General features: G+C 66.5%; 19 protein-coding genes and 1 pseudogene. 5 read left to right on the top strand and 15 right to left on the bottom strand.

Going from position 1 to position 21742, the window contains the following annotated elements; translation table 11 throughout:
* Positions 1-10: 10 nt before the first annotated feature.
* The 7 genes from AS181_RS01500 to AS181_RS01470 all read right to left on the bottom strand — a co-directional run bounded on the left by AS181_RS01500 (position 11) and on the right by AS181_RS01470 (position 6697).
* Complete coding sequence (locus tag AS181_RS01500; RefSeq protein WP_058249831.1) at positions 11-646, bottom strand: potassium-transporting ATPase subunit C; 636 nt, start codon at positions 644-646, stop codon at positions 11-13.
* Positions 647-650: 4 nt separating this feature from the next.
* Positions 651-2777 carry a potassium-transporting ATPase subunit KdpB gene (gene kdpB / locus AS181_RS01495; protein WP_058249830.1) on the bottom strand — a complete coding sequence of 709 codons (2127 nt, stop codon included), beginning with the start codon at positions 2775-2777 and terminating at the stop codon, positions 651-653.
* Positions 2774-4579, bottom strand: a complete 1806-nt coding sequence (gene kdpA, locus AS181_RS01490) for a potassium-transporting ATPase subunit KdpA (protein ID WP_058249829.1) — start codon at positions 4577-4579, stop codon at positions 2774-2776. Before kdpA ends, kdpB begins: the two co-directional genes overlap by 4 nt.
* A 4-nt stretch (positions 4580-4583) precedes the next feature.
* Positions 4584-4682, bottom strand: a complete 99-nt coding sequence (locus AS181_RS01485; protein ID WP_058249828.1) for a potassium-transporting ATPase subunit F — start codon at positions 4680-4682, stop codon at positions 4584-4586.
* Between the two features lie 241 nt (positions 4683-4923).
* Entirely contained in the window at positions 4924-5319 is a 396-nt protein-coding gene (locus AS181_RS01480; RefSeq protein ID WP_058249827.1) for a PPOX class F420-dependent oxidoreductase, read from the bottom strand.
* Positions 5316-6062 (bottom strand): maleate cis-trans isomerase family protein, encoded by a 747-nt coding sequence (locus tag AS181_RS01475; protein WP_058249826.1) that lies wholly within the window; start codon positions 6060-6062, stop codon positions 5316-5318. The genes AS181_RS01480 and AS181_RS01475 overlap by 4 nt, the downstream gene beginning before the upstream one ends.
* A gap of 29 nt (positions 6063-6091) precedes the next feature.
* Entirely contained in the window at positions 6092-6697 is a 606-nt protein-coding gene (locus AS181_RS01470; protein ID WP_058249825.1) for a DNA-3-methyladenine glycosylase I, read from the bottom strand.
* A gap of 255 nt (positions 6698-6952) precedes the next feature.
* Between AS181_RS01470 and sigK the strand changes: the two genes are divergently transcribed.
* Positions 6953-7507, top strand: coding sequence for an ECF RNA polymerase sigma factor SigK (gene sigK, locus AS181_RS01465; protein WP_058249824.1), 555 nt, complete (start codon positions 6953-6955; stop codon positions 7505-7507).
* Positions 7508-7834: 327 nt separating this feature from the next.
* Positions 7835-10072, top strand: coding sequence for an NADP-dependent isocitrate dehydrogenase (locus tag AS181_RS01460; protein ID WP_058249823.1), 2238 nt, complete (start codon positions 7835-7837; stop codon positions 10070-10072).
* Between the two features lie 184 nt (positions 10073-10256).
* Here AS181_RS01460 and AS181_RS01455 read toward each other — a convergent pair whose 3' ends face one another.
* The 5 genes from AS181_RS01455 to AS181_RS01435 all read right to left on the bottom strand — a co-directional run bounded on the left by AS181_RS01455 (position 10257) and on the right by AS181_RS01435 (position 15424).
* Positions 10257-10835: a hypothetical protein gene (locus tag AS181_RS01455; protein ID WP_058249822.1), complete on the bottom strand. Its 579-nt coding sequence runs from the start codon at positions 10833-10835 to the stop codon at positions 10257-10259.
* A 270-nt stretch (positions 10836-11105) separates the two neighbouring features.
* Positions 11106-12059 carry an adenylate/guanylate cyclase domain-containing protein gene (locus tag AS181_RS01450; RefSeq protein WP_058249821.1) on the bottom strand — a complete coding sequence of 318 codons (954 nt, stop codon included), beginning with the start codon at positions 12057-12059 and terminating at the stop codon, positions 11106-11108.
* 261 nt (positions 12060-12320) lie between these two features.
* The gene (locus AS181_RS01445) at positions 12321-14243 is read right to left on the bottom strand and encodes a hypothetical protein (RefSeq protein WP_139114175.1); all 1923 of its coding nucleotides are present in this window, start codon (positions 14241-14243) and stop codon (positions 12321-12323) included.
* Positions 14244-14335: 92 nt separating this feature from the next.
* Entirely contained in the window at positions 14336-14872 is a 537-nt protein-coding gene (locus AS181_RS01440; RefSeq protein WP_231742207.1) for a hypothetical protein, read from the bottom strand.
* Positions 14873-14890: 18 nt separating this feature from the next.
* Complete coding sequence (locus AS181_RS01435; RefSeq protein ID WP_139114174.1) at positions 14891-15424, bottom strand: hypothetical protein; 534 nt, start codon at positions 15422-15424, stop codon at positions 14891-14893.
* Positions 15425-15808: 384 nt separating this feature from the next.
* Between AS181_RS01435 and AS181_RS01430 the strand changes: the two are divergent.
* A pseudogene (locus AS181_RS01430) lies at positions 15809-16533 on the top strand (mycothiol-dependent nitroreductase Rv2466c family protein).
* A gap of 12 nt (positions 16534-16545) precedes the next feature.
* On the opposite strand, the gene AS181_RS01425 reads toward AS181_RS01430, so the two are convergent.
* Positions 16546-17361, bottom strand: a complete 816-nt coding sequence (locus AS181_RS01425) for an SDR family NAD(P)-dependent oxidoreductase (RefSeq protein ID WP_058249818.1) — start codon at positions 17359-17361, stop codon at positions 16546-16548.
* Positions 17362-17457: 96 nt separating this feature from the next.
* Positions 17458-18555, bottom strand: a complete 1098-nt coding sequence (locus tag AS181_RS01420; RefSeq protein WP_058249957.1) for a GIY-YIG nuclease family protein — start codon at positions 18553-18555, stop codon at positions 17458-17460.
* Between the two features lie 108 nt (positions 18556-18663).
* On the opposite strand from AS181_RS01420, the gene AS181_RS01415 reads away from it, so the two are divergent.
* Both AS181_RS01415 and AS181_RS01410 read left to right on the top strand, forming a co-directional pair.
* Positions 18664-19248 (top strand): TetR/AcrR family transcriptional regulator, encoded by a 585-nt coding sequence (locus AS181_RS01415; protein WP_058249817.1) that lies wholly within the window; start codon positions 18664-18666, stop codon positions 19246-19248.
* Positions 19245-20792, top strand: a complete 1548-nt coding sequence (locus AS181_RS01410; protein WP_058249816.1) for an MFS transporter — start codon at positions 19245-19247, stop codon at positions 20790-20792. The genes AS181_RS01415 and AS181_RS01410 overlap by 4 nt, the downstream gene beginning before the upstream one ends.
* Positions 20793-20798: 6 nt before the next feature.
* On the opposite strand, the gene AS181_RS01405 is transcribed toward AS181_RS01410, so the two are convergent.
* Positions 20799-21725, bottom strand: coding sequence for an ABC transporter substrate-binding protein (locus AS181_RS01405; protein WP_058249815.1), 927 nt, complete (start codon positions 21723-21725; stop codon positions 20799-20801).
* Between the last annotated feature and the right edge of the window lie 17 nt (positions 21726-21742).

Raw genomic sequence — 21742 nt, 5'->3', positions numbered from 1 at the left:
CTAACCGCGCTCACGGGGCGCGACAGCCGGGCGGCGCGTGCCCCAACGCGAGGTTCACCTCGAGGACGTTCACGCGGGGCTCACCGAGGAATCCGAACTGTCTGCCCTCGGTGTGCGCGTCGATGACCGCCTCGATCTCCGCGGGTGACCGACGGTTCTCGCGCGCGAGCCGGGCGACCTGTAGCCCGGCATAGGCGGGACTGATGTGCGGGTCGAGACCCGACCCCGACCCGGTCACCGCGTCGGCGGGCACCTGAGCGGGGGTCACTCCCTCCCGTTCGGCGATCAGCGCACGACGCGCGGTGACGTTGGTCAGCAGGACCTCGCTGTTGGGCCCCTGATTGGTCGCCGCGGACGCCGACGGATCGCCGGTCGCCATCGGCTCACCCGGGGCGCCCACGACCCGCGCATGCAGGTACGGATCGGGCGCACCCGCTTCGACCTGCGGGTCGACACCGACCAGCGTCGAGCCGACCGCACATCCCGCGGTATCGAACACCCGCGAGCCCTCCGCCCCGTCGGTGTTCACCCGCGAGATCGCCCACACGGCAGCGGGATAGACGAGACCGAGGATGATCGTGAGACCGAGGATCATGCCCGCGGCGGCGACGCATTGCCGGACGAAGCCGGACCAGACTGTGTTCATGACGTCATCCCATTCCCGGAAGAAGACGAACGAGGAGATCGATCAGCCAGATACCGATGAACGGCGTGACCACCCCACCGATTCCATAGACGAGTAGGTTGCGGCCCAACAACTTCGACGCCGAGTCCGGCCGGTAGCGCACGCCGCGCAACGACAGCGGGATGAGCGCCACGATGATCAGTGCGTTGAAGATCACCGCGGACACGATCGCCGACTGCGCCGAATGCAGGCCCATGATGTTCAGGGCGTCGAGTTGCGGATAGACGGCGGTGAACATCGCGGGCAGGATCGCGAAGTACTTCGCGAGGTCGTTGGCGAGCGAGAACGTCGCCAGGGCACCTTGGGTGATCAGCAACTGCTTGCCGATGCCGACGACCTCGATGAGTTTCGTCGGGTCGGAGTCGAGATCCACCATGTTGCCGGCTTCCTTGGCCGCCGATGTCCCGGTGTTCATCGCGAGGCCCACGTCGGCCTGCGCCAGAGCGGGTGCGTCGTTGGTGCCGTCGCCGGTCATCGCGACGAGGCGCCCGGCGGCCTGCTCGGAGCGGATGAGATCCAGCTTCTGCTCGGGTGTGGCCTCGGCGACGAAGTCGTCGACACCGGCCTCGGTCGCGATGGCCCGGGCGGTGAGCGGGTTGTCGCCGGTGACCATCACGGTGCGGATGCCCATCGCGCGCAGCTGCGCGAACCGTGCCGTCATGCCCGGTTTCACCACGTCGGACAACGCGATCACACCCATGACCCGGGCCGGTTGCCCGTGGGTGCGAACCCCGACCACGAGCGGTGTACCGCCCGCCGACGAGACCCGCTCCACATCGGCGGCGACGGTGTCGTCGACGGTGCCCTCGCCGGCGGCGACCCATCGGGCGACCGCATCGGCGGCGCCCTTGCGGTACTCGACGAGTGCACCACCGTCGTCGGAATCCACGCCGCTCATCCGCGTCTGCGCGGTGAACGGGATGGTCGTGTCGGCCCCGCCGTCCGTCGTGACGCCGTACGCGGACCGGCAGAGCTCGACGATGCTGCGGCCCTCGGGTGTGTCGTCGGCGAGGCTGCACCGACAGGCGACACGCGCCAGTTCGTCGACGGACACTTCCGGTGCCGGGTTCAGGTCGGTGGCGCGGCGGTTGCCGTAGGTGATCGTCCCGGTCTTGTCCATCAGCAGCGTGTCGATGTCACCGGCCGCCTCGACCGCGCGTCCCGACATGGCCAGGACGTTGCGCTGCACCAGCCGATCCATGCCGGCGATGCCGATCGAGCTGAGCAGGGCGCCGATGGTCGTCGGTATGAGGCACACCAGCAGCGCGATCAATTTCACCGGATCGGGCGACTGCCCGGCGTACTCCTGCATCGGCCCGACGGCGACGACCGCGAGCAGGAAGATCACCGTCAGGCTCGTCAGCAGGATGTCCAGCGCGATCTCATTGGGGGTCTTCTTTCGGGCGGCGCCTTCGACGAGCGCGATCATCCGGTCGACGAAGGTCTCCCCCGGCGCCGTGGTGATCCGGACGACGATGCGGTCGGAGAGCACCACGGTTCCGCCGGTGACCGCCGAGCGATCGCCACCGGATTCGCGGACGACCGGCGCCGACTCACCGGTGATCGCCGACTCGTCCACGGTGGCGATCCCGTCGACGACGTCGCCGTCACCGGCGATGATCTCGCCGGTCTCGACCACGACGAGGTCCCCGATCCGCAGTTCGCTGCCGGCCACCTCCTGGGTCGCCCCGACCCCGGCGACGTCGTCGTCGGCGATGAGCCGACGGGCGACCGTGTCCCGCTTCACCTTTCGTAGACTGTCGGCCTGCGCCCGGCCACGTCCCTCGGCGACGGCTTCGGCGAGGTTGGCGAACAGCACGGTGAACCACAGCCAGGCGGCGACGGTCCAGCTGAACCAGGATGGCCGCAGCATCGCGAGCAGGGTGGTGACGACGGCTCCGAGGAACACGACGAACATCACCGGGTTCCGGGCCTGATCGCGCGGGCTGAGCTTCCGCAGTGCCAGCGGCATCGACGTCACCAGCGAACGCACGTCGAAGGCGCCGCGCGACACCAGCGTCGGCTCGGGGTCGGTGGGATCCACGACGCCCGTCTTGTCAGGATCGTCGGTGGTGACGAGTTGTGTGGTCACAGCAGTGCCTCGGCAATCGGTCCCAGCGCCATGGCCGGGAAGAAGGTGAGACCGGCGACGAGCACGATGGTCGCGGTCAGAAGGAATCCGAACAGGAGTCCGGAGGTGGGCAGGGTCGAACGCGTATCCGCCGCAACGTCATCGGTGGCGGTGTCGGCAGGGACGGTGAGAACCGCGGTCGACGCGCCGCCGACTCGGTCCCCGGTGGCGGCCGACGGTCGCGCGGGGTCCCCGGACCGGGCGTCACCGCCGCGCGGCGTCTGCCGGGCGAGCAGCCCGGCCAGCGCGAGCACCAGCACGATGGGCAGGAAACGGCCCAAGAGCATGGCCATGCCGAGCGAGGCCTGGAACCAGTCACCGGTCACCGTGAGTCCGCCGAACGCACTGCCGTTGTTGTTCGCCGCCGATGCGTATGCGTACAGGACTTCGGTGAACCCGTGGATCGAGCCCGGAGTGCCCGGCTCTCCGCTGTTGCCCTGCGCCTGCGTCGTCGATCCCAGGATCATGGAGATCCCGGTGCCGATCAACACGAGCGCCGGCATCACCAGCACGTACAGCGCGGCCATGGTGATCTCGTGCTGTCCGATGCGTTTACCGAGGAACGTGGGCGAGCGCCCGACGAGCAGACCACCGATGAAGACGGTGATCATCGCCATCACGAGGATGCCGTACAGACCCGATCCCACACCGCCGGGTGCGACCTCACCGAGCAGCATGTTCCACAGGACGGCGCCGCCGCCGACCGCCGAGAAACTGTCGTGCGCGGAGTTCACCGCGCCGGTCGACGTGCCGGTGGTCGACACCGCGAACAGCGCCGATCCGGGGATGCCGAACCGGACCTCCTTGCCTTCCATCATCGCCCCGGCGGCCGCGGAAGCGCCTCCGGCGGTGCGGCTCTCGAAGATCCACACGAGCGTGAGCATCAGCGACCAGATCGCGGCCATCACGCCGAGCAGCGTCAGTCCCTGCCGGCGGTCGCCGACCATCCTTCCGTAGGTGCGCGTCAGGCAGACCGGAATCAACAGGAGTGCGGCGATCTCCAGCAGGTTCGACAGCGGCGTCGGGTTGGAGAACGGGTGTGCCGAGTTCGCCGACAGTGTCCCGCCACCGTTGGTGCCGAGTTCCTTGATGGCCTCCTGCGAGGCGAACGGGCCGAGCATGCTCCGCGCATCGGCACCGTCGAGGGTCGTCCAGCCGAACCCGGTGTGCCAGGACTGCACCAGCCCCTGGGTGATCAGCAGTGTCGCGAGGACGAGGCTGAGCGGCAACAGGATTCGGACCGATCCGCGCACCAGGTCCACCCAGAAGTTCCCGATCTCGCCGGTTCCGCGGCGGCTCACGATCCCGCGGATGACCGCGATGGCGACCGCCAGTCCCACCGCCGCGGACACGAAGTTCTGGACGGCGAGGCCGAGCATCTGTGTCAGGTTGCTCATCACGACTTCGGGCGAGAAGGACTGCCAGTTGGTGTTGCTGACGAAAGAGATGGCGGTGTTGAACGCCATCGACGGGGCCACACCGGACTTGCCGTCGGACCACGGCAACTCCCCTTGCAGACGCTGCAACAGGTAGACGACGAGGAACGAGATCAGCGAAAAGGCCAGCACCGCAAGGGCGTAACCCACCCAGGTCTGCTGGCGGCGGAGGTCCACCCGCGCCATCCGGTAGAGGACGCGCTCGACGAGAAGGTCCTTCTCACCGGTGTAGACGCGTGCCATGTGATCGCCCAGAGGGACGTAGGCGACGGCGAGGATGACGACCAGCGCGGCCACCTGCAGCAGTCCCGCAACAGTTGTGTTCACGGCGTCAGAACCTCTCCGGGAACACCAGCGCGACGAGCAGGAACACCACGGTCGCGGCGGCGAAAGCCAGCAGCACGACGTTGGTCACCCCGTCGGCGGTCACGATCTGGTCCGCACATCGAGGGCCCGCACCGCCAGCACACACAGGGCGAACCCTGCGAGGGCCAGCAGCACGTACACGAGATCCGCCACGCAGTCACTCTCCGATCACATCGACGTCCACCACTCGGTGGCCACGTCGAAGAATCACGCAGCCCGACGGGCCGCGAAAGAGCTCTTAACGCATTCCATACGCGGTTCGCGTCATTGTTGACGCCGCGTTGACATCCGCGCGCTTCTGACCTTTACGCCGTAGGCGTGATGACGATCCCCACGCTGCCGTGATCGCCCCGGCGGAGCTTGCTGCCGAGCATGGTGATCTTGCCGAGGAGTCCGTACTTGTCGGTGATGGCCTTCTTGACGCGACCGCTGTCCGCGGCGTCGAGCACCTCGGCGGTACCGCTGACCGGTGCGCCGAAAGTCTTGTGGCCCCGGACGTCACAGGCCTGCACGACGATGAGCGGATCGCGTCGCAGACGCTTGACCTTCCACGAATCCGCGACGGTCCACATGACGAGTTGGTCGCCGTCGAGCGCCGCCCACAGCGGCGAGGTCACCGCAGTGCCGTCCTTGCGGTAGGTCGTCAGATTCACGTACTTGGCGGTGCCTGCTTCGCCGAATGTCGCCGCGCTCGAGGTCATGCGGCAATGCTACGGGCAAACAGTGTCTGCGCATGGCCTTCCGACGAGCCGTCGGGCCCGTTGATCTCACCGAGAACCCCGGCGTCGCACAGGGTCGCCCAGGCGGTGACCTGGTTCGCCGACAGGACGGGCTTGCCGAGTTCGGCTTCGAGCCCGGCGAGGATGTCGTAGGTCCACAGGTTCGTGCAGGACACGAAGATCGCGTCGGCGTCGGGGTGGTCCGCGGCGCGTATGAGGTCCGCGGTCACGTGGTACGGAATGGTCCAGATCTCGGAGTTCCGCCCGAGTCCCGCCTGGGCGACGACGCTCCGGCCGGACTCGGCGAGGAAATCGCACAGCAGGCCGGTGAGGGACGCGGTGTACGGCGTGGCGACCGAGAGCGTACCGACGTTCAGCGCATCGAGGGCGCGGATCAGGGCCTCGGACGTCGTCACCGCCCGGTCGGCGCCGGCCGCGACCATGCAGTTCGAGATCTCGAGCGCGCCGGCCATCCCGTAGACGAAGCTGCCCGACGCGCAGGCGTAACCGAAGGAACGCGGACCGACCGACGAGACGGCGCGCACGGCGGCGGCGATCTCGGCGTGGTTGTTGAGGTCGCGGCACAGTTCCACGTCCACCGGCGCGTCGATGAAACCGGTGCGGGTGAAGTACAGCGACACCGAATCCGGCATCCACCGCCACAGCTCACGATCGAGAGCCATGTCGAACGGGCACACCATCCCGATGCCGATTTGGGCCGTCATGCAGGGATGATGGCACATTGTCGGATTGTCTACAATTTGTGCGGCCTCGCCTTGCGCAGCGCCGCTTCCACGTCCTCGCGGATCACGCAGCCGTACGCGTGGTCGTTGACCATTCCCGTTGCCTGCATGAGGGCGAACATCGTGGTCGGACCGACGAACCGCCAGCCGCGCTTCTTCAGGTCCTTGGACAGAGCGAGCGACTCGGGCGAGGTCGTCATCGAACCGGGTACGTGGTCCCCGGCGGGGGCATAGTTCCAGAAATAGGACTCCAGCGACCCCTGCTCGTCGATCAATTCGACGGCCCGGCGAGCATTGTTGATCGATGCCTCGATCTTGCCGCGGTGTCGGATGATGCCGGCGTCGGCGAGCAGCCTGGCGACGTCGGCCTCGGTGAAGCGTGCCACGCGTTCGATGTCGAACCCCGCGAACGCCGCACGGAAGTTCTCCCGCTTGATCAGGATCGTCCGCCAGCTCAGACCCGACTGGAAGCCCTCGAGGCAGACACGCTCGAACAGCGCCGTGTCACCGGCGATCGGGAACCCCCACTCCGTGTCGTGATAGGTGGTCTCCGGTTCGCGCGCCGCCCACAGGCAACGTGCACGACCGTCGGCGATCGTTGTGGTGTCGTCAGGCATCCACGCTCCTCTCGTGGCGAGCAGGCTACTCCGCGGCGCCGACATCCCAGCTCATCGGCGGTTCGGAGGGTAGGAGCGCCGCCGTTATCTCCCCGTTACCAAGTATTGCGAAAGCGTCCCGTTGTGTGTCGCGATGATCACTTTGCGCAGCGCGGGGCCTAGCGTTGGACACATCGCAACTCGGCCACCCGGCGCAGTGCCGCCCGACGTGAGCCCCGAGAGCGGGACAATCCATCTGCGGCAAGGAGCTTCGTGATGAAAGACACCGAACTGAGCACTCTCCTCGCCCGGGTGGCCACCGGCGACATGGACGCGTTCGCGCAGTTCTACGACGCGACGTGTGACCGGGTCTACGGCATGACGCTGCGTGTCCTCCGCGATCCGGGCTACAGCGAGGAGGCCACCCAGGAGACGTTCCTGGCGGTCTGGCGCAATGCTGACGCCTACGATCCCGCGTCCGGCTCCGCACTGTCATGGATTCTCACGCTCGCACATCGGCGCGCGGTCGATCGCGTGCGATCGGAGTCGGCGGCGACCCGCCGGACAGTGGCCTACGGCATCGCCGACACCGGCCGCGAGGTCGACGAGGTCAGCGAATCGGTGGAGCGACGCGAGATCGCCCGCCTGATCCACACCGGCCTGGAAACCCTCACCCCGCTGCAGCGCCAGGCGATCGAGCTCGCCTACTTCCATGGGCTCACCTACCGCGAGGTCGCCGAACATCTCGACGTCGCCCTGCCGACCGTCAAGTCCCGCATCCGGGACGGCCTGATCAGGCTCCGGCAGACCGTGCCGGTTCGCGTCGCCTGACACCACCCGCGCCAAGCCCCACCGTCCCGACCGACCCCGCTCGACGGCGATCACCCGCCAACCGAGTGGGGTCGACTCATGTCGGCACCCGGGCGAACCATCTGTGGCGTCGACCACACAAATTTTGGGACGCAGGCCAGGTCACAGCCGTTACCACCTGGCGTTCGACGCGAATCCACCGACCACGTCTCCCGCCGCCCGGCCCGGACAGGCAAAATCATGGGTGGATGTCACGCGAGTCCATCCCCGTCGTGATATCGGTAAAACCGGACCCACAAGGCCGAACACACAAACGCGTCGACCAAGACAGAATCGAGAACACATCGCATGAGTGCCGAACAGCCGACCATCATCTATACGCTGACCGACGAGGCACCCATGCTCGCCACTCACGCGTTTCTGCCGGTCGTGCGCACGTTCGCCGGAGCGGCCGGGATCGCCGTCGAGACCAGCGACATCTCCGTCGCGGCTCGCATCCTCGCCGAGTTCTCCGACCTCCTGCCCGATGACCAGAAGGTCACCGACAACCTGGGCGAGCTCGGCAAGCTGACCCAGAAGTCCGACACCAACATCATCAAGCTCCCCAACATCTCCGCGTCGGTCCCCCAGCTGCTCGCAGCCATCAAGGAGCTCCAGGGCAAGGGTTACGACCTGCCCGACTTCCCGGGCAACCCGAAGACCGACGAGGAGCGCGCGATTCGCGACCGGTACACCAAGTGCCTCGGTAGCGCCGTGAACCCCGTTCTGCGCGAAGGCAACTCGGACCGTCGAGCACCGAAGGCGGTCAAGGAGTACGCGAAGAAGCACCCGCACAGCATGGGTGAGTGGTCGATGGCTTCGCGCACCCACGTCGCCCACATGCGCGAAGGCGACTTCTACCACGGTGAGAAGTCGATGACCGTCTCCGGCGACCGCAAGGTCAAGATGGAGCTGATCACCGACTCCGGCGAGACCCTCGTGCTCAAGCCCGAGGTCACGCTGACCGACGGTGACGTCATCGACAGCATGTTCATGAGCAAGAAAGCCCTGATCAAGTTCTACGAGGAACAGATCGACGACGCATACAAGACCGGCGTGATGTTCTCGCTGCACGTCAAGGCCACCATGATGCGGGTCTCGCACCCGATCGTCTTCGGGCACGCGGTCAAGGTCTTCTACCGCGAGGCCTTCGAGAAGCACGGCGAACTCTTCGACGAGCTCGGCGTCAACGTCAACAACGGGCTGTCGGATCTCTACAGCAAGATCGAGTCGCTGCCCAGCGCGCAGCGCGAGGAGATCATCGACGACCTGCACAAGTGCCACGAGCATCGCCCCGAGCTGGCGATGGTCGACTCGGCCCGCGGCATCACCAACTTCCACTCCCCCAGCGACGTCATCGTCGACGCCTCGATGCCGGCCATGATCCGCGCGGGCGGCAAGATGTACGGCGCCGACGGCCGGCTCAAGGACACCAAGGCCGTCAACCCGGAGTCGACCTTCTCCCGCATCTACCAGGAGATGATCAACTTCTGTAAGACCAACGGACAGTTCGATCCCACGACGATGGGCACGGTGCCCAACGTCGGTCTGATGGCGCAGAAGGCCGAGGAGTACGGCTCGCACGACAAGACCTTCGAGGTCCCCGCGGGCGGCACCGCCAACATCACCGATCTGGAGACCGGCGAGGTGCTGCTCACCCAGACCGTCGAAGAGGGCGACATCTGGCGTCTGTGCATCGTCAAGGACGCGCCCATCCAGGACTGGATCAAGCTGGCCGTGAACCGGTGCCGCGATTCCGGGATGCCGGTGCTCTTCTGGCTCGACCCGTACCGCCCGCATGAGAACGAGCTGATCAAGAAGGTCCACAAGTACCTGCCGGATCACGACACCGAGGGCCTCGACATCCAGATCATGTCGCAGGTCCGCGCCATGCGGTACACCCTCGAGCGCGTCGTCCGCGGCCTGGACACCATCTCGGCGACGGGCAACATCCTGCGCGACTACCTGACCGACCTGTTCCCGATCCTGGAACTCGGCACCAGCGCCAAGATGCTGTCGATCGTCCCGCTGATGGCCGGCGGCGGACTCTACGAGACCGGCGCGGGCGGTTCTGCGCCGAAGCACGTCAAGCAGCTCATCGAGGAGAACCACCTCCGCTGGGACTCGCTCGGCGAGTTCCTCGCGCTCGCGGTGAGCCTCGAGGACGTGGGCAAGAAGTTCGACGACAAGCGCGCCGTTCTCCTCGCGAAGGCCCTCGACACCGCCACCGGCAAGCTGCTCGAGAACGACAAGGGACCGTCGCGCAAGACCGGCGAACTCGACAACCGCGGCAGCCAGTTCTACCTGGCGCTCTACTGGGCGCAGGAACTCGCCGCGCAGACCGAGGACGACGAGCTCGCGAAGCACTTCTCGTCGCTGGCCGAAACCCTCGCGGCCAACGAGGACAAGATCGTCGAGGAGCTCAACGCGGTGCAGGGCGAGCAGGTCGACATCGGCGGCTACTACTACCCCGACTGGGACAAGACCGCCGCCGTCATGCGTCCGAGCACGACGTTCAACGAGGCGCTCGCCGCCGCGCAGCGCTGACTGGAAGCCGGCGTGGGTCTCGAGTGAGACCCACGCCGACTCGTCAGACCCATTCGAACTGGTTCAGACGCTGGCCCGAACTATTCGTCGCGACAGACGACATCCGGGCTGCGGAGTAGTGCATGCGATCGACAACATCCTCAAGGTTTGGAACCCGCAGCCGGGGTTGACCAGTCGTGCGGTGTCACGGCCCGTCGTGCGGAGAACGCGACGCCCGCCCGCGAGAGATCACGCAGCGAGTCGCTTCGAAAGCCACCACGATGACCAGCGCACACAGTGCTCCTGTCAGCGGGAAGTACACGAGCTCGGGCGACACGTCGAAGTGGCGCGGGCCACCACTCACCATCATGGGATGGGCCTCGATCCAGGCATCGGTCAGGACGAATGACGGGTCGTCGAAATTCTGGATCAGCACAATGGGTTGCACCCGGCGCGCGTAGAGGGCAGCGAACAGTCCGATGACAGCCCCGGTTGCGAGCGCCGCCACCATCGAGACCGTGGTCTGTCGCCATCCCTGCCCGGAAGCCGTCACCGGCACCGTAGCCAGGCCTATCACGGACCCAATCAGCAATCCGGCAGCAGGAAACACCAGAAGTTCGGGAAACCAGCGCGGACCTGCTACCGCCAGCAGGTAGTCGGCGATGATGAAGAACCCACGATCCTGACCAGCGAACTCGCCCGTAGGGTCGCTGAGAACGAGTTGGCGCGGACTCGCATACCGCCAGCCGAAAACCGCGACGAGACCAACGACAGCACCAGTCACCGCCGACCCTGCGACCTGCCTTGTTGCGCGCGCTCGGATGGGGAATCATCTGTCTCTCGGTTGCTGACGTGAACAGTCGACGGGATGATGATCGAGGCGGGTGCTACCAGTTCCGGTGCGCTCGCTTCGACTCAGGGGACACATGAAGTCGTCTATTATCGGCCCTTCAATGAGGCTGTGGGAGTACCGTTCTCGGCGCTGTCTGACGTAAGTTCTGTTGGTCGCGATCTTAGGATTCGACTGTCGGACCTTCATAACGTCGGGGATCGATCAGTCGGAGTAGCGGGGCACGACGGCGAACACCTCGATGTCGCGCGGTACCCCCTTGGCGCGGAATCGCCGACGACGAGTGGCGTACCGATCGGCGCCGGCGGCCTCGACGGCCGCTCCGCTGGCCAACAGCTCACCGGCTCCCGCCGCTGCCGCGACCCGAGCGGCGACGTTCACATCGACACCGAGGAAATCGTCACCGACCGCCCGCGGTTCGCCGGTGTGGAGACCGGCTCGCAGCTGTGGCCGGTAGTCCCCTACCGTCAGGGCACTCACGGCGACGATCACCTCGTGACCGGCCTCGATCGCTTTGACACCGTCGATGAACACGGCCATCGTCCCGTCGCCGAGATGTTTGACGATACGTCCGCCGCGGCTGCGCACGATGTTCTCGGTGACGCCGTTGACGTCGCGGAGGAGTTGGAGGACCTGGTCGTCTCCCGCATGCAGGGCCCACGTCGAGAATCCGACGAGATCGGTGAACAAGATGGTGGCGGGGACTGGGGTGCGTTCGGATCGACGACGTCGTGTGGTCACCAACGCCTGCCACACCTGGATCGAGGCGAGGCCGAGCTCTCGTATGGCACTGGGTTTTTCGGGCCGGGACTCGCTGATGAGGCGTGCCACGCGGTCAGATGCACGCGGCCCGGTGATCGGGTTCTCGTCGTGCGGGATCAGATCTCGTGCGGCGCGAGCCGCCTTGACGACCCCGGCGCTGGAGTCGGTGCGGGCCAGCAGGTCGGCCATCCGGCGCCCGGGTCCGGGACGGTCGGGATCGTCGCGTCGGACGGGAAGCCGGTCGCCCCGACGACGGGTCGACCCACCGGTCCTATCGTTCGCTGCGGAGGGTTCGTCCGGGCCGTCCGCGTCGGATGTCGCATCGTCGTCGGTCGGACCGGGATCCGGGAGACCGTCGCGGTCGCGGTCACGTGTCGAGTCGTCGGCTCCGGTCACGCCTCGAGTCTAGTGGCCCCGCTCATCGCGAGACCGACACCGCCGCGCCCTCGGGCCGCCGCAGACCGCGACCCCGTCTCGGACGCCGTTCGAGACGATCCCGGCATCGATGTCACCGCGGACGCCACGGTCCGCTGGGGCGGGCCCGTCATAACCCCCACGTGATACGACCACCATGGGGGACAGACGAATGCGTTACCCATTGTCATAACCGACGCTACGCCCGCCCAAAAGTGGCCAGGCGACCGTCTGGACTGTCTGTCAGCGGCCTTCTTCGTCTACCAAGTTCGTTGGGTCTTCGGCGACTCTGACGGCACGGCCGTCGCGCTCGACAAACTCGTGTCGGTTGTCGAAGTTCGGTTGGTCGCGCCGCAGGCGCGCGAGTTCTGCTGCCACTGACTGGCGAAGGGGCGGCGGTATGGCAGCGATCGCGCGTTGTTCAGTGCGCGAACGCAGATGCTCGAACAAGTCCCATCCTCGCCGGTGTTCTCGCTGACTCATAGGAGAGTTGAGGTGCTGGCGATCGAGAAACTCACTCAGCGGCACCGGGAGCGGCTCGCGGCCGTACCGGCCTTGTGGATCAACATTGCGCCAGCGTTTGAGTAGGACAAAAATATCGATGCCGCGCTCTGCAAGTCCATCGAGTCGGAGCAAGTCACGCCAGGTGAGAATTGCCGGGACATGGACCTTAGTGGCGTTCGGGTTCTGGTTGTACTTGCGTACTAGGACGAATGCCCTTGTATACACCGCGTTCTCGACTGCGATGTCGCCTGGAATTCCCGCGTCGGGAACAACCACGATCGGGACAAATCTTGTGCGACCGGTGACCGCCGTACGCAACCTGTTCCAGCCTCGGCTCATGAAAAGGTCGACGGTGCTGAGTAACTGCCGGAATTTGGTTGTCGTGAACCGTTGTTCAATCTCTAGCTGCAGCGATTCGATCGTCGCCGCACCTTCCGCGAAGGGTTGGGGCAAGCTACGCATGTTGGCGTCGATCAGAATGCAACCATGCCCACGAGAGAGCGCGAAATCGCAGATCTTTGGCGGTGTCGACTTGTTCGTTCTCCAGACTCGCTTCATCTCGGACTCTTCGACGAGCACAGTCTCTCCCGATTCGTCGTAGGCACAGATCCGTTGGAGGACCTCGCCAACGCGTTCCTCGAAGATGTTCCGCATTGCCTCTGCGTAGTGATCAGCCTTCTTTGAGTCGGCCACGCGCAGCATGTGTTCGGTCTCGAGGTAGAGATGGTCGCCGAAGATGCGTTGGATCACGTACTGAAATCGGATGGGTAGCAGTGTGCCGTCGTCGAGACGCACAAACGGGGTCTGTTGCAGCTTGTAGCGAGTCCAGAGCGACGCGTTCTGGGCTCGTTCCTGCGCCAGCTGGTTGCGCAAATCTGCGATTGACACCGTGCAATGGCTCATCAGGAAGTCGACGGCTTCTGGTGCGACGGCGTAGCGACCGAAGAACTCAGGCTCGATACACGTAAGTGCTTCGTGTTTCCAGAGGTTGTAGAACAGCCACCCGAGTGACAGGAGGTCGTCGAGATCGACCCCGGTGATCTCGGCCCACTGCGCGGCTGGAGAGTCGGCGAGGTTACGCTTGACCTTGTCGGAGGTTCTGTCTGACCAGCCTCGATACCAGATCCCCTCCGTCGACGCCGACAGGAGTTCCAGGGGCTCGGGATGCAGCAGTGCTGTTTGGGTCAGGCGGGTCAGCGTCATCTCGTCGAGCATCTGGTCAAGGCCTGCCCCCTCCGTGGGCATTGCTGCGTCATGGGCTTCAGCCGACAGGCTCAGAAAGACCGCCAGGAGTTCGTCACTCGTGGGCGCGGTATCCCCGTCCACATCGGCCCACTCGATGACTTCTTTGATCGCCAGGAACAGCGGCATCGGATGCAGCACAGCGTTGCCGCGAGCCAGCAGGTCGGCAGTCTGCGCGCCAGCTGGTTCGCTGACCTCGGACAAGAAAGCGAGCACAACGTCGTCATCACTGTTCGTCATGCGGGCCAGGTCCAGGTCAGCGAAGATTCGCGAAAGCCGCTCGAGAGTCGGCAAGAGACCGACGTGACCCCAGAACTCGCGTCGCGCTTCGATGTCGAGGTAGGAAAGAGCCGGCACGTCTTCGATCCGCACGACGCGCGGCGCGCCTTCATCCACACGGATCATTCCATCGAAATTCACTCATCCATCATTACGGTCGGCCCTCACAGGCGGGTCGTCATTAGTTCGAGTGGCGCTGTACGAACTACGCGAAGCGTGCTGCACCCGTTCGATCAGAATGGGGCGGCGGAAATGTAGAGCCATGTGCTGCGGTCACCCGCCTGGGGGTCGAACCAGACGGTGAGATGACCGCCCCACTCCCCCGCTGACGCCGGGTCGTTGTAGTCGCCAGCCGGCCGGCCACATGCCGTCAGAGTCGGTGAGCGCGGCGGACCGTGCCTCGACGGTGAGCGCATCGACGCCATATTCGGCGGATCGGTGGTCGCACAGCGCAGCCGTGACTGCCGAATGATCCTGTCGCGCAGCATCGCACTGTCCGATTTCACGACGAGGTAAGCACTCGGTTTGCCTTGCAACTGCGATGTCACTTCCCCGTAGTCGATGGCACTGTCGTTCAGGTGAACACCCATGGCTTCGGCGATCCGTTCAGCCCCGTCGGCGTCTTCTGTGACCGACACCTTGGACAAGCTGTCCTCGAACCACGACGAGCGAAGAGTGAGCCAACCAGCGGCACCGATGAGCACGATCGCGGCGGCGAAGGCGGTGATGATTCCACCGAGCACCCAGAAAAACAACACCTTGGTACGCACTCATCAACTGTGGCACGCCTACATCTGCCCGCCATCACCTGCACGCGCTGGCCGCGGCGGCGCACCGCGTCTGAGCAGGTCGGGATTGACGACTCGGATGGCCTGGACGAAGGCAACGACGAGCGCTCCGTAGCTGCACACCGAGTACGGCCAGGGGCTGTGGGTGCTCATTGTGATGCGGGGGTCGTCTCGAATCCAGTAGGTGCAGCGCACGCCGAGGGGAAGGAGCTCGAATCGGTGAGACCAGTCGAGGCTGGGATGGAATGTGCTCACCACGTCTGGAGGCGGCGGTGGTAGTTGCTCAGGGGGAAAGCCGACGGGTACAAACCCATCACGCACCGAACACGTGTGACCGGGGTAGTCGTTGTAATCGTCGAGACTGGTCAACGCGAGGAAAGCAATTGCCCCGCAGATCGCCAGCACCGCAGAAACTGCGGCCGAAGATCGTCGGATGTTTCGGCCATCGGCTCTGAAGGATAGCCAGATGGTCCACGCCCAGAACATGAGCGCGAGGGCGACCGGTGGCGTGAGCAGCACGAAGAACCCTTCCACCGTCACTCCTTCTCTCGCAGACCGCTACTACTCCGCAATCGTTCCACCTGACCCGGACTCCGATTGACCTCGATATCCGCACCGGCTCCGGTCCTGCCGGAGGTGAACGAATGAGATTGGTCTCGCAGTGGTCCGCCTGAACCATTCTTCTTGAGCTTCGGCTTCGCCCACCCCGGCTGATTACGGGGCGTGTATGACTGGGCACCCGAGCTCTACACCGGTCCACTCGAGCAGCCGTCACTCGCTACTGTGCAGCACCTCCTCCATCCCAACGAGCCCGTCATAGGCTCACCTGTCACTCAGTCGAGCGGTACCGGTTAGGCGACCAGTTGTTCGCGGCTTCTGCCGACACCTAGGACTGTCCCATCGTCTACCGTCGAGATCATGGCCGACGTCAACTTCTACTTCGATCCCGTGTGCCCCTTCGCGTGGATGACGAGCAAATGGGTGCGAAAGGTACAGGCCCAGCGGGACTACACGGTGGAATGGCGGTTCATCTCGCTACGTCTGCTGAACGCACACGTCGATTACGACGCGCAGTTCCCGCCGGAGTACGAGGCCGGGCACACCGCCGGGCTCCGTCTTCTGCGCGCGGCGGCGAGCATCCGCCGCGAACACGGACCGACCGCCATCGGCCCGCTCTACGAGGCGCTGGGTACGCGAATCTTCGACGCGCACACCGGTTCCTACACCGTGGACGCCACCGACTTCCGCGGTACCGCAGAGTTCCTCGGGCCCGTGCTGGACGAGCTCGGGTTGCCCGCACACCACCTGAATGCCCTCGACGACGCCGAGTTCGACGCGGAGAGATCCAAACCGAGACCGACGAGGCCCTGTCGCGGACCGGTCGCGACGTGGGTACGCCGATCATCCACTTCCAGCCGCCGGAGGGAGTTGCGTTCTTCGGGCCCGTCATCAGCCGCCTACCCGGTGACGACGACGCGGTCGTCCTGTGGGACCACGTGATCGGCCTGGCGAGTTTCCCGGGTTTCGCCGAGCTCAAGCGGAGCCTGCGGGAGAAGCCACAACTGCGGGCCTTCGGAGTGACCGACGGCGAGGCGGGTGCCGAGGAGGACTGGCACGGCGGGAGTCGGCGCACCAAGAAGTGAACCGCCCGGCGCCTACTTGAACGGATTGAGCGTCCGGCCGAGGAAGTACTGGATACCCGGCGGAATGGGACGCACGGCCGTCGTGACCAGCTTGTTCACCATGCCGGTCACGCACACCGCGTCGCCCTTCATCACCGCGTTCCACCCCTCGCGTACGACGTCCTCGGGCTCCTGCCAGAGCACGCCGGGCAGGCGATCGGCGGTCTCGCGGGTCTCCGTCCCCATCGCATCGTGGAACTCGCTTCTGGTGAAACCGGGACAGAGCGCCGTCACGTGGATGCCGTGCGGTTTCAGCTCCATGTCCAGGGACTGGGACATCAGCAGGACATATGACTTGATCGCGGAGTAGAGCAGGCCCTCTGCGGGAGGCAGCAGAGCCGTGATGGACGAGACGTTCACGATCCGCCCCCACCGGCGCTTCTTCATCCCCGGGAGCACGCGGTGGGACAGCTCGGTCAGCGAGGTCAGCATCAATTGCAGCTGCCCTCCGACCTCCTCCCACGCTGTCTCGGCGAACTTGGTGCTCAGCGACATCCCGGCGTTGTTGATCAGCACGTCGATGTCCAGCCCGAGTTCATCGGCGCGCTCGATGATCGCGGCCGGCGTGCCGGGTTCGGACAGATCCCCGGCGAACACCTCACAACGAACGCCGTGCTCGCGATGTAGTCGCTCGGACAACTCGTCGAGCCGTTCGGCCCGACGGGCGACCAGCAGTAGGTCGTACCCTTCTGCGGCGAGATGTTCCGCGAACGTCTTGCCGATCCCGGCGGAGGCGCCGGTGATCAGGGCGGTGCGGTGGTCGAACGAACTGCGTCGATCCGAGGACATGCGCCGGCTTTCTGTCGATGGACGATGCCGCGAGTAGTACCAGACCGCGCGTCCCTCGTCGGATCACGACAGGCGAGTTTGTTCCAACGAACAGGCTCAGGGAACGTGTCCGTACGGGTGCCAGCCGGACGGATTCCACTTGCCGCCGCGTTCCTGCCGGACCTCGCGCAGGCTGGTACCCACATATCGGGCCTCGAGTTCGTCGTCGGGTTTCCCGGTGTACACCCACCGCTTCGGATCCAGGTTTCCCTCGGCGTCGCGGTAGGACTCCCAGTAGTCGACACGGTGGACGGCCCGGACGAGATCGTCGGCGAACACCAGCACCGGTAGATCGGGGACGGTCCGGTGCGGCCCCGCACGCCAAGCGCTGCGGGCGGATTCGTAGATCACCTCGGCAGTGGCGTCGCTGCGGGCGGACTCGTCGACCTTCACCAGCACGCACACGTCGGGCAACGGCGGCGACACCGGCGCCGCATGTCGCAGGATCAGCTCCTCGATGCGCCACGGCCCCTGCGCATCCGGCGTCTCCGGAAGTGCCGATCCGGCCAGAGCGACGACGTCGACTACCGTGCGTCGTAGCGAAAGAGCGTGCGCTGCAGACGAATCGACGGAATCTACGTCGTACCGCAGAATCCAGTGTTCGACGCCGAACCCGTCGGCGTCGATGTCGCGGATGCGCTCGGAGATCGCGGCCGCGACCTCGGCCGGATCATCGTCGCCGACGATGTCGACGGGGTCGGGTGCGTCGCCCGCCAGCGCGGCGGCGGTGTGGCGGTACACGCGGTTCCCGCGGCCGGCGTCGACGTGGAACACCGTGGCGTCACGCGGATCGACCAGTGCATAGACGTAGCTACCGAGCACCGTTTGCGCCTCGTAGGGAACAGGTTTCGGGGCACCAGGCGCGGGGACCCCGACCGGCCGCAGCAGGGCGAGGACCTCGTCGACCACCGAAGGACGGACCCCGAGCCCCCCGGCGGTGATTCCGCCGAAGACGACCTCGCCGGCGCGCTCCCGGTCGACGAATCGTCGGCCGGCGAAACGGTCGACGGCGCGCACCACATCGGCGACCTCGGCACGTCGGGCCGCCGCACCGCGGGAGGACGTGCGCTCGTCGTCCGGGTCGAGCATCTCCGCGAACGCCGACGACGACAAGAAGTCGCCGAGCGCCGTCCGGGGCAGCTCGACCGCATCGATCCTGTGCACCGCCATGGTCGCATGATGCCAGCACTCGACACGCAAACCCGCGAAGCGCTAGTGTACGTTTGTACATGTACATTCGTACACTAACTCGAGAGGACAATCATGACGGAGGCAGCGCCCCGCCGCCGACGAGACCCCGAGGAACGGCGGCGCACCATTGTCGAGGCCGCCGCGACGCTCATCACCGAGATGGGCTCCGAGGGGCTCACCCACCGGCTCGTCGCGAAACGTGCCGGTGTGCCGCTCGGTTCGACGACGCAGTACTTCGCCACGCTCGACGATCTGCGCGAGGCAGCGCTCGCCCGCCTGGCCGACGACATCGACTCCGGCCTGGCCGAGGTGGCCGAGACTCTCGCCGAACACGGCCCGGCCGCGGCGGTCTTCGCCGAGACGCTCCACGACTATCTGTCCGACGAGCGGTTGATACGCGCCGACCTCGCGCTCGTGTCGGCCGCCGTCCTCGATCCCGCGCTCCGCCCGCTCGCGGTCCGCTGGCCCGACGGGCTGGTCGAGATCCTCGTCCCGCACGTCGGGCAGACGGCCGCTCGCGCGATCGCCGCGTACACGGACGGCGTGGCCATGCACGCACTCCTCTACGGGACGCCGCTGTCCCTCGACGACCTGACCGCCACCCTGACGGCCCTGACCGGGCTGTCCTCCCCCGAGCACGACCGGAGCCGACGATGACTCAGCGATCCGCCACCGAGACCACCAGCGCAGACGGCTTGTCGTTCCGGCGCCGATGGGCGTCGGCCGCCGTGTTGTCGGCCAGCCTGCTGGTCATCACCGTCGACCTCACGATCCTCAACGTCGCACTCCCCGACCTGGCCGGCGACCTGCGCCCGACCGCCGATCAGCAGCTGTGGATCATCGACGCCTACTCGCTCGTCCTGGCCGGCCTGCTGCTCTCCATGAGTTCGCTGGCCGACCGGTGGGGCCGGAAACGGATGCTGGTCACCGGCTTCGCCGTCTTCGGTGGGGCCTCGGCACTGGTCCTGCTGGCCGAGTCACCCGAGGCGGTGATCGCGGTGCGGGTGCTGCTGGGCGTCGGCGGCGCGATGATCATGCCGACCACGCTCTCCCTGCTGCGCAGCATTTTCACCGACCCGGCCGAGCGTGCGACCGCCCTCGGGCTCTGGGCCGCGGTGTCGGGCCTCGGTGCGGCCGTCGGCCCGATCGTCGGCGGAGTTCTGCTCGAGTACTTCTCGTGGCGCGCCGCGTTCCTCGTCAACGTCCCGCTGATGGCGGTCGCCATCGTCGCCGCCGTGCTGATCCTGCCGGAGTCGAAGCACCCGCAACCGGGCCGGTGGGACGCCGTCGGTGCGCTGATGTCGATCGCCGGCATGGTCGCCCTGGTCTGGGCCATCAAACGGTTCGCCAAGGAGGAGAGCCTCGTCGCACCGGCCGCCTGGGTGGCCCTGATCGGCGCGGTCCTCATCCTGACCCTGTTCGTCCGACGCTGTCTGCGACGCACCGAGCCGCTTCTCGACGTCTCGTTGTTCCGCAGCCGGCCGTTCAGTGCGGGTGTTCTCGCCGCGCTCGGCTCGATGTTCGGACTGGCGGCGGCGCTCTTGCTGCTGGCCCAGTGGCTCCAGTTGGTCGAGGGCCACTCCCCGATCGCGGCCGGTGTGCGGCTGTTGCCGGTGGCGGGAGCGGCGATCGTGTCCTCGATGATCGCCGCCCCGCTGTCCCGGATGATCGGAGCCCGAGCCGTCGTGGCCGGCGGTATCGGCATCGCCGGCGTCGGGATGGCGTTGATGTTCCTCGGTTCCGACGGCCTCGACTACGGCACCGTCGCCACCGCCCAGGTGTTCGTCGGATTCGGCGTCGGATCACTGGCCATCGCATCGGCGATGATCATGGCCGGCACCCCGGATGCCAAGGCGGGCAACGCCGCCGCGCTGGAAGAGACCGCCTACGACCTGGGCAATGTGCTCGGGGTCGCGATCCTCGGCAGCGTGGCGTCGATCCTCTACCGGACCACGCTGACGGCCGAGCCCGTCCCCGGCGTACCCGCCGAGGTGACCGACGCGGCCGGCGAATCCCTCGGCGCCGCCATGGGTCTCGCCGAAGCCGCCGGCGCGCCCGGGCTCGCGGAGCGGGCGGCGGCCGCGTTCACCGAGGCCATGCAGCAGACGAGTCTGGTCGGCGGGGTCACGCTCGTCGCCGTCGCCGTGGCCGTCTTCGCCCTCGTGCCGCGCGGCACGGATGTGACGGCCGCGCAGCACTGACGCCTGTCACGGGGCGGTGACCACCGCCTCGACGGACGGGAGGACTGCGTCCCGCACCTGGACCGGTCGCGGCAGCAGACCGTTGGCGTGCAGGAGGTCGGCGGCGCGCTGCTGCTCGTCGAGGAAGCCGTCCGTGACCGGCCCGATTCCGAACGGCCGGTTACGGATGGCGGCTTCCCAGGCGTCGAGGCTGGCGTCCCCGCCGCGGTCGACGACATCGCGGACGAAGTACTCGGCGGCCTCGCGGGGATGGTCGACGATCCACTGATCCGACTCGCGCAGCGCGTCGACGATCGCGGCCAGTTCCGCAGGGTGCTGTTCGGCGAAGTCGCGTCGCGTGAACCACAGCGACGGGTGGCTGAACAGTCCCTCGGTGTCGATGAGGGTCCGGAGTTCGAGGTCGCGCTCGACGGCGGTGAGGCCCGGGTACGCGCCCACCCAGGCGTCGATCTCACCGCTGCGGAACGAGTCGGCGCCGTCGGTGACCGACGTGTTGACGGGCACGATGTCGCGCCACGTCAATCCGACCGAGTCGAGCGCGAACAGCAGCAGGGTCGTCTGCCACGAACCATGGGCGATGCCCACCCGCTTGCCCCTAAGCGCGGCCACCGAGTCGATGTCGGAGTCGGCCTTCACCACGAGCCGCCCGTTCTCGGTGCGCGGCCCGGACACCCCGACGTACACGAGGTCACGGCCCTGCGCCAGGCCGGTGATCGGCGGCGTGAAACCCGTGCCGATGAAGTCGTACCCGCCCTCGGTGAACAGCCAGTCCGAGTGCAGGGTGGGCAGGCCCGTGGTCGGGTCCGGCTCCGGCGACGCGGGCAGGCTCCGCAGGTCGACCCACTCGGCGTCGATGCGCTGTTCGAGGATGCCCCGGTGCCGGAGCACGAAGAGGGAGTTGTTGTGCGGGAAGTAGCCGACTCGAATGGTCATGCGATCTCCTGGTGTGT

The organism is Gordonia sp. SGD-V-85, from assembly GCF_001456905.1.
GTDB classification, from domain to species: domain Bacteria; phylum Actinomycetota; class Actinomycetes; order Mycobacteriales; family Mycobacteriaceae; genus Gordonia; species Gordonia hongkongensis.
Note: the sequence above shows the minus strand (reverse complement) of the source record. Positions and strands in the feature narration are given on the sequence as shown.